This window comes from Gracilibacillus thailandensis, from assembly GCF_010994055.1.
Taxonomy (GTDB): domain Bacteria; phylum Bacillota; class Bacilli; order Bacillales; family Amphibacillaceae; genus Gracilibacillus; species Gracilibacillus lacisalsi.
Window position 1 is genome coordinate 18264 of the sequence record NZ_WJID01000035.1, and the last position, 13298, is coordinate 31561.

12 protein-coding genes are annotated in these 13298 nt (G+C 35.3%); 6 read left to right on the plus strand and 6 right to left on the minus strand.

Annotated elements, in window-relative coordinates:
- The first annotated feature begins 27 nt into the window (after window positions 1-27).
- A complete protein-coding gene (gene betA, locus GH715_RS11605) occupies window positions 28-1713 on the plus strand; it encodes a choline dehydrogenase (protein ID WP_153835450.1) in 1686 nt (561 codons plus the stop codon).
- 458 nt (window positions 1714-2171) lie between these two features.
- On the opposite strand, the gene GH715_RS11610 is transcribed toward betA, so the two are convergent.
- Entirely contained in the window at window positions 2172-3083 is a 912-nt protein-coding gene (locus GH715_RS11610; protein ID WP_153835449.1) for a glycine betaine ABC transporter substrate-binding protein, read from the minus strand.
- 624 nt (window positions 3084-3707) lie between these two features.
- Here GH715_RS11610 and GH715_RS11615 point away from each other — a divergent pair.
- Window positions 3708-6437 (plus strand): P-loop NTPase family protein, encoded by a 2730-nt coding sequence (locus GH715_RS11615; RefSeq protein ID WP_153835448.1) that lies wholly within the window; start codon window positions 3708-3710, stop codon window positions 6435-6437.
- A gap of 280 nt (window positions 6438-6717) precedes the next feature.
- Here the strand turns inward: GH715_RS11615 and GH715_RS21940 are convergent, their stop codons facing one another.
- Genes GH715_RS21940 through GH715_RS11630 form a run of 4 tightly spaced genes read right to left on the minus strand, consistent with a single transcriptional unit; the run spans window position 6718 to window position 8645 of the window.
- Window positions 6718-7230: a CBO0543 family protein gene (locus GH715_RS21940; RefSeq protein WP_420842028.1), complete on the minus strand. Its 513-nt coding sequence runs from the start codon at window positions 7228-7230 to the stop codon at window positions 6718-6720.
- Window positions 7185-7649, minus strand: a complete 465-nt coding sequence (locus tag GH715_RS11620) for a hypothetical protein (protein WP_153835447.1) — start codon at window positions 7647-7649, stop codon at window positions 7185-7187. Before GH715_RS11620 ends, GH715_RS21940 begins: the two co-directional genes overlap by 46 nt.
- Before the next feature lie 5 nt (window positions 7650-7654).
- Window positions 7655-8443, minus strand: coding sequence for a hypothetical protein (locus tag GH715_RS11625; protein ID WP_153835446.1), 789 nt, complete (start codon window positions 8441-8443; stop codon window positions 7655-7657).
- 52 nt (window positions 8444-8495) lie between these two features.
- Window positions 8496-8645: a hypothetical protein gene (locus tag GH715_RS11630; protein WP_153835445.1), complete on the minus strand. Its 150-nt coding sequence runs from the start codon at window positions 8643-8645 to the stop codon at window positions 8496-8498.
- A gap of 299 nt (window positions 8646-8944) precedes the next feature.
- On the opposite strand from GH715_RS11630, the gene GH715_RS11635 reads away from it, so the two are divergent.
- The 3 genes from GH715_RS11635 to GH715_RS11645 all read left to right on the plus strand — a co-directional run bounded on the left by GH715_RS11635 (window position 8945) and on the right by GH715_RS11645 (window position 11376).
- A complete protein-coding gene (locus GH715_RS11635) occupies window positions 8945-9145 on the plus strand; it encodes a cold-shock protein (protein ID WP_018932407.1) in 201 nt (66 codons plus the stop codon).
- 171 nt (window positions 9146-9316) lie between these two features.
- Window positions 9317-10759 (plus strand): DEAD/DEAH box helicase, encoded by a 1443-nt coding sequence (locus GH715_RS11640; RefSeq protein ID WP_153835444.1) that lies wholly within the window; start codon window positions 9317-9319, stop codon window positions 10757-10759.
- Window positions 10760-10896: 137 nt separating this feature from the next.
- Window positions 10897-11376, plus strand: coding sequence for a GNAT family N-acetyltransferase (locus GH715_RS11645; protein ID WP_153835443.1), 480 nt, complete (start codon window positions 10897-10899; stop codon window positions 11374-11376).
- Between the two features lie 87 nt (window positions 11377-11463).
- Here GH715_RS11645 and GH715_RS11650 read toward each other — a convergent pair whose 3' ends face one another.
- Window positions 11464-11976: a type 1 glutamine amidotransferase domain-containing protein gene (locus tag GH715_RS11650; RefSeq protein ID WP_153835442.1), complete on the minus strand. Its 513-nt coding sequence runs from the start codon at window positions 11974-11976 to the stop codon at window positions 11464-11466.
- 538 nt (window positions 11977-12514) lie between these two features.
- Between GH715_RS11650 and GH715_RS11655 the strand changes: the two genes are divergently transcribed.
- The gene (locus GH715_RS11655) at window positions 12515-13186 is read left to right on the plus strand and encodes a deoxynucleoside kinase (RefSeq protein WP_153835441.1); all 672 of its coding nucleotides are present in this window, start codon (window positions 12515-12517) and stop codon (window positions 13184-13186) included.
- Window positions 13187-13298 lie beyond the last annotated feature (112 nt).

The following is a 13298-nucleotide window of genomic DNA, read 5'->3' on the forward strand; positions in this document are numbered from 1 at the left end:
TTATATTTAAATAAGGAGGTTCTTAGAATGAGTGAAAGATTTGACTATGTAATCATTGGCGGTGGAAGTGCAGGTTCTGTACTCGGTAACCGCCTAAGTGAAGACGGAACAAAGAGTGTTCTTATATTAGAGGCAGGACGTAGTGACTATCCATGGGATTTATTGATTCAAATGCCAGCAGCATTGCCATTCCCATCAGGGAAAAGCTTGTACGACTGGAAATATGAATCTGACCCTGAACCTTATATGGGTGGTCGACGAATTAAGCATGCTCGTGGTAAGGTGCTTGGAGGTTCAAGTTCAATTAATGGTATGATTTATCAGCGAGGTAATCCCAAGGACTATGAACGATGGGGAGCCGATCCCGGTATGGAAACATGGGATTTTGCGCACTGTCTTCCATATTTTAAACGTTTGGAAAATGCATTAGCAGCAGATCCAGATGATGACCTTCGTGGTCATGATGGTCCGATTAAATTGGAACGCGGTCCAGCTAAAAATCCATTGTTCCAAGCCTTTTTTGATGCAGCTGTCCAAGCAGGGTACAATCGAACACCTGATGTAAATGGTTATCGTCAAGAAGGATTCGGACCATTTGATAAGCATGTGTATAAAGGTAGAAGGATGTCTGCTTCACGTGCATATTTACACCCATACAAGCACCGTAACAATCTTACGATAAGAACACGTGCTTTCGTTACCAATATTGACATAAATGGTGAACGAGCAGAGGGTGTGACATATCGACGCAACGGGAAAATGCATCAAGTGAAAGCAGGTGAGGTGATCCTTGCTGGTGGTGCGATTAATACGCCACAACTATTACAATTATCAGGTGTGGGTGATGCAGAGCATTTACGTTCAGTCGGTGTCAAACCGAAAGTGAACCTTCCTGGTGTTGGTGAAAACCTTCAGGACCATCTTGAAGTTTATATCCAACATGCTTGTCCGCAACCAGTATCTGAACAGCCTAACTTGAAGTTATGGCGGATGCCTTGGGTTGGTTTGCAGTGGATATTCGGTCGCAAAGGTCCAGCAGCAACGAACCATTTTGAAGGTGGAGGGTTTGTCCGTTCGAATGAAGATGTCGACTATCCAAATTTGATGTTTCATTTCCTTCCGGTAGCAGTAAGATATGATGGACAAAAAGCAGAAACAGATCATGGATTCCAAGTACATGTTGGACCTATGTATTCTGATGCTCGAGGGTCATTAAAGATTCGTTCAAATGATCCTAAAGACCATCCAAGTATGGTTTATAACTACCTTTCAACCGAACAGGATCGACGTGAATGGGTTGAAGCAATTCGAGTTTCTCGGAATATTTTATCTCAGCCAGCGATGGCACCATATAATTCTGGAGAAATCTCCCCTGGTTCTTCTGTTCAAACAGATGAAGAGATTTTAGATTGGGTGGCGAAAGATGCGGAGACTGCACTGCACCCATCCTGCACGACAAAAATGGGGCCAGCTTCAGACCCGATGGCAGTCGTAGATCCGAATACAATGAAAGTCCATGGACTTGACAATGTAAGAGTTGCTGATGCATCTGCAATGCCTTACGTTACTAATGGTAATATTCATGCTCCTGTATTGATGTTGGCGGAAAAAGCAGCTGACTTAATCCTTGGACGTAAACCACTAGAGCCGATTCATGCTGATTATTATCGTCATGGCATTGATCCAGCAGATGCAGGAACAGTTAATCGCTAAGACAAATAATGTTTCTATAAGAAGCACTTATATTTAATATATTTCCCCCTTTTTTGAAATAGATGTAGAGCATTAAATTGCAAAACAAAGCAATTTAATGCTCTTTTTACTTGTAAGGAAAGAAAGTATAAAAATTGGTGCCTGTCTACGCAAGCGCCCAGAAACTAGGCGACTTCACGAATCGCCCTACGATAAGTCATCATCGGTTCGTAAACTCACCGTGATTCCTTTATCTCAGTTGATCCGCTCCAGTCGCTACGTTTCTAAACGGGTGCTCTGCGCTTTTCTTAACAAGTATCGATATTCCTTGGATAAAGACTTATATCCGAACAAGGTATCCCAGGAGGAGCGGTTATTGCTCTATTTATCCAGTTGTCTATAGTAAGGTCTGCTCATTTAACTACAAAAAAGAAGCTAGTCTCACCAGTAAGAGAGACTAACTTCTTTTATCTTTTTCCTTATTCTACCCATTCATCAACCAATTCTTGATTTTCATCGATCCATTCCTTAGCTCCATCGAGCGGTTCTTCAGCATTTTCCACATAATCAATTAATTCACCAATTTGCTCGTCATTCATTTTCCAGTTATTAAACCATTCGCTAACGTTTGGAAAATCTTCGCTAAATCCTTCTCTTGTAGCATGGTGAATTTTTTCTACTCCACCGTATGTGTTTTGTGGGTCTTCTAGGAATTTTAAGTCATATTTAGAGAAAGCCCAGTGTGGCGTCCATAGTGGCGCAACGATTGGTTCTTCATTTTTTATTGATTCTCTAATCTCAACTAACATGGTAGCTTCAGAGCTTGCTAATAGTTCAAATTCAAGATTATAATCATCAATTAATTCTTTCGTCACATCCATTGTACCTGCACCAGCGTCAAAACCAACAATTTCTCCTTCAAACAAATCTTTGTGTTCATTTAAATCTTCTATACTATTTACTTCTTCTACATATTCTGGAACTACAAGCCCTACTTTAGCATTATCAAACCAAGTAGCTTCTGAGAAATTAACTGTTTCCTGATACTCTTCAAGGTAATTAGCATCTTGAACCGGTAACCAAATTTCTAAATGAGCGTCCAGATCGCCACTTTCTAATGCTTGCATCATCACACCCATGTCTAATACATTTAACTGGACGTTATAACCTTTATCTTCTAATATCGCTTTCCACATATTCGTTACAGCGATGTTTTCGGCCCAATTAATTTGACCAATTGTTATTTCTTCATTATTTACTTCTGTATGTGACTCCTGGTCTTCCTCTGTTTGGTCACTGTTTGATGGATCACTTGTGTCCCCGCATGCTGTCAATACAGCAACCACTAATAGTGCAAAAATAATACTTAACTCTTTCTTCCATTTGTTCATTGTTGAAAACTCCCTTATTATCTATTTATTTAAAATATTCCAAACATAAAATTAGTTCAGAAATATTTTAATATAAAAGCAAAACATCAACTTATCTCCTATTTAGAAGCATAGAAGTCATGTAATGGTATTCTTAAACTATATATAAGAATACAGGCTTTTTCGATACTAAAGCAAATGAATCATATCCCTCCTTGATAAATTTGTTAAATTTTTTTAAAACGTTCTTTACATATTTTATACTAACGTGTTTAAGCTAAATGTTCAAGTGGTAAAAAGTGATTTCAGTTAATTCATACTAAAAGTGAAGTCATTTAACAATTCTAGTAACTCTTTTTAATTCATTCATTATATTCAGCTGAGGAGAGATACAAAATTGTATTCTAAATGATAAAGAATTGAAATATTGTGTTGGGTTATGTTTGTTAGAATATAGGATGAAGTTTTATCAGCGTGCTAATCGTTCGCCAAAATCCAAGGTTTGAGTAAAACAAAAAAGCTAAGGTAGGAGATAACGGACGCTAACACCCTGATAAGTTTCACTAATCACCGGTGGAGAGCAAAAACCTCCACTGATAGAAGTATATATAGCACGTTTTAAATAAAGCAATATGGGGGAACAGGATGACAATGGAGAAACAACTAATTAGTAAATCCTATTATCATACATTTATAGAAGGTATTCATAATGTGGAGCCAATCAAGGTATTGGGTGAATTATATATAGAAGAGCAGCAAAATGAAATGCCTGATTTATCGTATATTCGTTTTGCTCAGGGAGAGGTTTATTTTCTGTATAAAGATTATGAGGCGGCCATTTTTAAATGGGAAAACGTTGCTAATGAATTGAAACCTTGGGCGCAGAAAAATATAGCAGATGCTCATGCAAAAATGAATTTACTTGCCATTGCCGAGGACTACTATAATGCAGTTGAAACAGATTCTGAGGTTTTAAAAACAGAAGTCCTTCTACAACTATTTTCACTATACATACAACTTGGTAAGCATGCAAAGGCAGTTGAATCGATTAAGCATGCGGTGGATATAAATCCAGACTATCCTGATGTCACTGATGTAGCACGAGTTTTCTTTGAAGACCAACAGGATTGGGACAATGCTGTTGAGCTTGCAGTTAATGAAGCAATACGAACAGAATCATTATCATGGTTTATGACCTTAGAAGAGTATGTAGAAAATGGGCATACTGTAAAAATAAAGCCAAACTATTTCCGCGAAGTATTAATGACTTTATCTAACATTGATCTGAATCGCTTTGAAAGTTTAGCAACAGCACTATGGAATAGTTATAAACAAACAGATTTATATTTTCCTTGGCTGGAAGAAATAAATGATCTAATGTTAAACATAGAGTCGGGGCCTTCCTGTGTTTGGAGTAAGCTTTCTAATCAGTTTAGGGGAACATACTTTGAATTAATAAATGGTACATTTTTGATTAGAGAATTTTCTTATTTAATACCAAGTCATTTAACCAATTGGATGAAAGTATCTACGGCTTCAGATGCTGCGATAGCATCATCAGCTGTACTAGCGTGGAGCGAAATGTATTCATCCGATATGGAAGCTTCTATTATTAATAAGGCGGAAACTCTATTAAGCCGGTCTGCTTATGATCAGAAAGGTATAGAAGATGGATTCAAACTTTTCAAGTCGATCATGAAATGGGCAGGGAGTGAAGGCTTGTTATTGGATAAACGTTTCGAATGGATCGTTCACGAACTGCAGAATTTAAATCAATATCATCTCATGATTACAGGAACAGAGACGAGCGGAAAGGCGTCATTTGTGAATATGTTGCTTGATGAGGAGGTTTCAGAAGAGCCTGCTAATGCTACCATCCTTTATAAAGATGCAGATAATGCGAAAATTCATGCCATTACGAATGAAGAAGAAAGAACCATAGCTGAACATAACGAGTTTAAAGAAGCAACAAAAGATGAGCAGACATTTATTTCTTGTAAGATGCCGGTACCGTTTTTAAATGAAAATAAACTTACCTTAATTGATACTCCGCAGACTGATGGTAATCATTATCTGTATGTAGCAGACAGCTTATTGTTTGTTTTAAATGCGGACTCCAATTTGACAGGTAATGAATTGGATATGGCTGTTCAAATCAAGGAACAGGCACCAGAACTCCCAATTCACTTTCTATTATGCAATACGGACCGAAATACGGACAGTCAGGAAGTGATGGAACGGACGGAGAAAATAATATCTAGAATCGATGCTTATTTCCCAAAGGCGAAAGCATTCACTTATTCCACATATGGAGAAGGAAATAATCAGATAAACGAGTTTTCTGCTTTTACTAGGTCTATAATGGGTGGACATAGCTTAGAACAAGAGCGTGCGTCAAAGATTTTGTATTATATTCGGAAATCGATTAAGTATTTGCTTTTAAAACGTGAAGAAGTAGAAAATTCATTAATCGATAACATTAAATGGAATGAAGAGATAGTCACTAAACTGAAGGGTGCTCAACATCAGTTAAGTGATTTAGAAGAGAATACGGTTCAAGTTATTAAAAAGTCATACAGCAAAATTATAGAAGAATGGAAACAAGATTTGACGATAAAGATTCCAGAATTGGTTCAACAAAGTTCTGAAGTAATTAAGGAAGATAGTGATTTTGCAAAAATTCATATTGTACTTAACGATGAAATAAATAAGCGAATTAATCATTATATTGAAGAAACAGTTTTACCAGATTTATATATAGAACTGCAAGAATGGATGGAGAATAGTGAAAGGGAGCTGAATGACAGTCAGGAGTACTTAGGTGAAATGAGCGAGAGTTTTAATCATCTATATGGTGAAGACAAGATATATTTCGAGTGTGACAGAAGGGTACTAGATGACTGGCATCGGGATATAAACCGAATGACAAGAGGAAATATACAGTTGACAAAGGCGAATTTTCTGAACAATGCTACCATTTCACAATTTTTATGGAAAAGTGCAGGAAAGCTTGTTGGTGCATTATCAAAAAATAAAGAAACTCTCCATGAGAAATATAAACAATATATGGAAGGGAAAGACTACAGCAAAACAAGCGAAGTACTTATTGATGAGTTTATGCAGCAATTCGAAATATTTGGGAAATCTTTAGAACGGGACATTAAGATATTCTTTACAGATCCGTATGATGAATTAGATGCAGTCTTAGCAGAAACATATGATGAGATTGAAAAAAATAAAGATATCCTAAGCGAAATGCAACAAAAACCAGAGGTATACCGCAACCCGATTACCTTGTTTGAATTAAGGCTACGTCAATATGAATGGATGTTTGCTACAAGAGAACGAATCTATGAAAATAGTCCATCTATATAAAGGAAGTTCTTTCATAGCAATTATTAGAGGACATTTAACGCCTTTCATTATGAGATAGAGTATATTATAAGGGATTGTTATGAACCGAACAAAAATAAAGAAAATGCTTAGTTCAACCCTGTTTTCGTAAAAAGACTTTTGCGAATTCGGGGTTTTTTGATATGTACCCTTCCCATGTCTGACTGTTTGCATTTGTACAGTTTCACTTTTTGCTTTCATTTCTTTTATGTTTAGGTACTTTGTTCCTTTTGCTCCTTAAAAGCCAACAATATAAGCAATTTTATTTATGGCTTATTCTTTGAATAAACTTCCAATGGATAATAAGGGTAAGAAAGATGAAAGGGTATAATAACGCGGAATACCAAAGTTTCCAGCTAACGTAGTAAAAAAACGCTGTCTGCAAAGAAACCCATTCAAAAAAAACGGAAAATGCAGTCCAAAGTAAGATATAGAGAACTTTAGTTCCTAACTTCTTAGTGGAAGGATAAAAGTTTAGAAATAAAAAACTAATGGAAGGAAAGTATAATAATATTCCTAGCAGGGCAAGCCAGTCAAATCCTTCTTGAAAATAACCATACAAATGATAATGTAGGTTAAGTATGATATCAGTTAAAAGTCCATATACAAAAGCAAAAATGGAGGTAGCATAAATTTCAATCTTATTTAGCTTTTTAGGAGAAAAAAATGCAATTAAGTTGAAGAATACAAAAATGACAAAAATGAATATCCACACATCTATATTCCTTTCTATTTGGAGGTTACTTTTGCGACTCCAATCGCAAAGTGATTCCACAGTATATTTTCTACTAATTCTGCTTGTGTTTCCTCACACTCAATGATTAAAATAACTTCTGAATGTTTTCCTTTTAATAATCGTTTCTTTCTTTTAATAACCCGTTCAGTAAAAAGACGAATAATAAGCCCGATTAGGAAGCCTATGAATGCACCGATTAACCCCCAATATATTGGGCCTAATGCTAACTCAAAGCCTATACTTGCTCCAATAACAGAGAAGGCGGTCGCAAGTGCTAAACCAATATCAATCATGCTTGTACCGTCTGAACGATGTAGTGTATCAAATAATTTTCGTTCTTCTTCACGATTATCAAGAGGGATAGCATATATGTTTTTTTTCATAATTCCTTTTTTTTCTAGTGTGGAAATAGCTATTTCCAAGTAAGAATTATTTTCAAATGTTGAAAAAAGTTGCATTTTAATCACTTCACTTTTTGTCCTTTTAAAATCTTGAATTCAGGGTCTTGATATTGAGTTTTTAAATATGTTCTTTGTTCTTTGTCGTAGAGTTTGTTGTTTTCAACTGTTGCTGAATAGGAGTCATATACAGCAAAGCCATACAGAGACGGAAAATATAATAACCATTCTGGATGTAACACTGTTGTTGCATTTTGGATTTCTCCCAGAAACAAAAGTGTCACTGCTTCAAGAGCATGAGATTGATAATAGAAGATAACAGCCCAGATCACAACAAAAGCAGCTGTTAAAATTCGATGAATATAAAGTTGCCCTAGACCAGGCATGAATAATGACCAGATAAAAGCTAGTATAGGATTTCTCTTATCAAGGTAATTTATTTCTATTGGTGATAAGACAAAAGAGTTAAAACGGTGATTTTCTCTTTCAGCCAATAGGTAAACTTTATTTAAGTCGATGGTTGTTCGATAGCTATCCCAAATGGCGAAAAGGTAAACAGGAATATAAATAAGCAGCCATCGTGTATCCAAAACCTCTTTAGCCATGTCGATTTTCCCTTGAAACGAATAAATCATTGCAAGATTAAGACTCGTTTGGACATTGATTATAACTTCCCAGATAAACAATAAATAGCCACGTATATATTTGGAAAGTAATAAATGTCCGAATCCTGGACATGCTGCACTCCACCAAGCAATAATATATGGATTTCTTAGATGAACTTGTGTTGTTCCCAACATACTGACATGTGCCTTGTAACGCCTTGCTGTATTGTCATTATTGTAGTTTTGCATATTTAATCCACCTAAAAAAGTTATCTTTACAATGATTTACATGATATATACTCTATTTCAACCATTCTGGACCTCTGAATAACAATCTCTTACAAAGATCTTCTTGTAGTGGAGAGATTACGTTATTCGCTTCTTTATTTGCCAATACAATAGATGTGGATAGAATGGTTAATATAAATGCTACTATTACAACCTTATCCATGTTGAAATACTTCTTAATGATTAATGTCTCTCTAGTTTTCAAAATTATGTAAATGAAGTGTCGTAAATGTTTATACTTAAGAAAAAATAATTAGAAATCAATCAATATAGTAACGATAGGAATGGGTCTATCCAAATATTAGTTGCTATTCCAGACATTATCTGCTATTATTAATAAGACTTATTTTTGTTCGGTATCGGTCTGAGAGAAAAGAGTAAATTTTGCACTTTTCGCCTTTTATCTAAATTGAACATTGATAGTAATAAATGGTGGGGATATCCACATAGGAGGAAACAAATATGCAACAAGGTACAGTTAAATGGTTTAATGCAGATAAAGGTTTCGGTTTTATCGAAGTAGAAGGTGGCGAAGATTTATTCGTTCATTTCTCAGCCATTCAAGGTGAAGGTTTTAAAACTTTAGAAGAAGGTCAAACAGTTACGTTTGATACAGAAGAAGGCCAACGCGGACTTCAAGCTACTAACGTTAATAAAGCATAATGATTAAAGGGCTCTTCCATAGAGTCCTTTTTCTTTTTTTGCAGAGAGAAAACTTATTGATCAGTCTACATTACAGCAGCAGTGAAAAATGTATTCGCTTTTCTTAATTTGAATATGATGAACAGTCTGCGCAAATAGTATAAATAAATCTAATAAAAATGAGGGTAACAAATGAATGAAAGAGATTTTGAAAGCTATCTATTAAGTACTGAATTAAAGAAGGCACTAGATGTATTGAAATACAATAGGCCTACAGAGGTACAAAGTGAAGTCATTCCACGAGTATTGGATAACCAAGATCTTATAGTAAAGTCTCAAACCGGAAGTGGAAAGACTGCTGCTTTTGCTATTCCTATTTGTGAAAAAATGGTCTGGGAAGAAAATAAGCCACAAGCATTAGTGCTAGCCCCGACAAGAGAATTAGCTGCTCAAGTTCGTGAAGATATAACCAATATTGGCAGATTTAAACGAATTAAAGCATTAGCTTTATATGGCAAAGAATCCTTTGCTATTCAAAAGGATGAACTGAACCAAAAAACACACGTAGTTGTAGGTACTCCTGGTCGAGTAATGGATCATATCGAAAAAGGGACATTAGATTTAGAGCAAATAAAATATCTTGTCATTGATGAAGCAGATGAAATGCTTAGAATGGGCTTTATAGATGAGGTAGAAGCTATCATTAAACAAGTACCATCGAACAGAGTAACGATGTTGTACTCGGCAACCTTACCAAAAGAAATTGAAAAGCTTTGCCATCAATATATGAAAGACCCTGTAAATGTTGAAATTACAACAGAAGTCACAAATGCTCGAATAGAGCACAGTTTATTTGAAGTGAAAAAAGACGCGAAAATAGCTTTACTTAAAGATGTAACCATTGTTGAAAATCCAGATAGCTGTATCATTTTCTGTAATACCCAAGAACAAGTAAACGAAGTATGGAGTGAGTTGGAACAGTCTCATTACACTTGTGAACAAATTCATGGTGGTTTAGAACAAGAAAAACGATTTTCTGTAATGAAAGGCTTTAAATTGGGTGAATTTCGTTATCTTGTAGCAACAGATGTAGCAGCTAGAGGCATAGATGTAGATAATGTGTCTCTCGTGATTAACTTTGATGTCCCAATGGAAAAAGAAAGCTATGTACACCGAACAGGAAGAACAGGTCGTGCAGGTAATAAAGGGAAGGCGATTACCTTTGTAGCTGATTATGAAAACAAATATTTGCGACCAATTGAGAAGTATATCGGTTTTGAGCTTCGTATACGGGAGATACCTTCGAAAGAAGAAGTAAAGAAAGCAAAAGAAGCCTTTGATAAAAAAATGACCGAACGACGGATTGTTAAAAATAATAAAACAGCTAGAATCAATCAAGATATTATGAAATTGCATTTTAATGGTGGCAAAAAGAAGAAAATTCGTGCTGTGGATCTTGTTGGTACTATTTCAAATATCCCAAATGTAACAGCAGACGATATTGGGATTATTACCATTAAAGATAATTGGTCTTATGTTGATATATTGAATGGCAAAGGATCTCTAGTTTTGGAAGCGATGGAACATACAAAAGTTAAAGGAAAGAAATTAAAAGTAAGCAAAGCAAGGAAATAGAAATATTCAAATACGTACACACTCCCCACTTAATCTCTATTATTGGAAGGACCAAAATACAATTTCGTTAATATTTCGATCAATTTGTAGTAGAATAGTATCGATTAAGCGGTAGAGAGATAAGGGGGGAAACGATTATGGAAATTCGAGAAATGGTAGAAAAAGATAATCAGGCAATGGAGAGAATTATTAAGCAATCTCTGGAGTCTTTTTCCTTAAATATTTCAGGTACAGCTTATTTTGATCCACAACTAGGAAGATTAGCACAATTTTATCAGCAACAACCAAGCGCAAAATATTGGGTTGTTGTAAATGAACATGAGGAAGTAATGGGTGGGGTAGGTATTGCACCTTTCGACCAGGAAAAAAATATATGCGAGTTGCAAAAATTGTACATTATCCCTGAAGTACAAGGTAGAGGTTTATCCAAAAAATTGATTACAGTAGCATTAAACTTCGCCAAAAAGCACTATACGTATTGTTATTTAGAAACAATGGACAAACTTCAAATCGCCAACCAACTCTATAGTAGGTTTGGTTTTAAGCAGCTTGATAAACCGATGGAAGCATCAGAACACAATGCTTGTGACACTTGGTATATAAAGGAGTTATCATAAACAAGCTATCAAGAGCTTGAGAGTTATATAACATTAAGAAAAGGAAAGCGCAAAGTCATCCTATGCACTTTCCTTTTTGTTTTTCTACTAGCTTTCCAATAATTTAAGTGACTCTCTATTGAATGCAGGAAGGTCATCAGGAGTTCTACTAGTTACCAGGTTGTTGTCTACAACTACTTCTTCATCTTTTACTATTGCGCCAGCATTTTCTAAATCTTTGCGTACAGACACGAAGCTTGTCATTTCTCTATCTTTTAATAGGTCTGTTTCTACAAGGAATTGTGGTCCGTGGCAAATGGTGAATACTGGCTTGTCATCTTGTAAAAACGCCTTTGCAAATGCGCCATTTTTCGGGTTAATACGTAATAAATCTGGTGAAAATCCTCCAGGGATTAATAGAGCGTCATAATCACTAGGATTTACCTCATCAATACCTTTATCAGCTTTGATTTTGTCACCATTTTTACCAGTTATTTCTTTGTTCGCTTCTTCACTAATAATTTCTATTGTATGACCTGCATCTTCATATGCTTTTGCAGGATCAGTTAATTCGATTTCTTCTACCATATCTGTTACAAGAGCAGCAATTTTCTTACCCATGTTAACTCATCCTTTCCATTTCTAATTTCAAATACAATCATAAGAAATAAGTTTTAATAAGTAAAGTAGACTGCTTAAAGAATCTGTGGAAAATAGAGTAAATCCTCCGTTAGACTCAAAAATCTATCTTATAGACACTTTTTCGTATTTTCTCGCTTGTATGTCTATAAGAATTTATCTCATAGCCATTTTTACTGCTTCATTCGTTTTTGTTTTGAGCTTTGAGAGCGCTTCTCGAGGGTGTTTCAACTTTAATACAAGTTAATATATTTTCTTCCTGAAAAACGTTATTTCACATGTACAGTCTGTGTTATAATATACAAGTTGCTTTTCAATACTTAGACTAAAAGCATGTATATAAGAACCAATAAAATCTCGTTTTTGATTATGTTTTCATATGCTATTATTTATCACGGTGCTAATGTCTGTATGACCGCCACTTCAAGCTTTAACTGCTAAGTGGGGGAAAGTTTCACTTTATTATTTACATAGCTTCGAGGGATACGGGTTCTAGATTTTTTTAAAGGGGCTAAATAGAATGAAAAGCTTTTATCAAGATTGTTTAAAAAGGTTAAAAAGGACAGAAGGAGATGGATGGAAAATGATTACGATAGATGGTGTAGTAGGTGTAGGGAAGACAACTTTAATGGATATAGTTGTAAACGAGTTAGGGTATACACCATTTGAAGAACCCGTTGTGAATAATCCAATTTTAGATAGATTTTATTATGACCGTGAACGGTACAGCTTTCCTTTACAAGTATTCTTCTTGAATGAACGGTTCAAACATATAAAAAATGCTAGTAAATTGAACAAGGCAGTGTTGGATCGCTCTATTTATGGAGATGTTATTTTTGCCAAAATGCTAAAAGATAATGGTGAAATGTCTGAAGAGGAATTTAACATTTATTTAGATTTATTCAAAAATATGATAGAGCACTGTGAGCCACCTGCATTAATGATATATCTTGAAATATCAACAGATGAAGCGATTCGTCGTATTAATAAACGTGGCAGAAGTTATGAAGTTGATACAGAAGATGCATATTGGGAGAGGTTGAATAAAGAATACAGAGAATATTTTGAAGCATATGACGCATCGCCTGTTTTGAAAATTAATGTGGATCAATTAGATTTTGAGAACAATCCATCTGATCGTGAATATGTCATCACTCAAATAAAAAAAGAATTAGATGTACTAAACGTATAGAAAGAGAGTACAAAATTTTGCGTATTATCAACTGTGTAAGTGAGGGTGTAGTAGTCCTACTGCACCTTAGTCTTAGGACATTAAAAGACCGTAGATGCTCAAACATGAACGG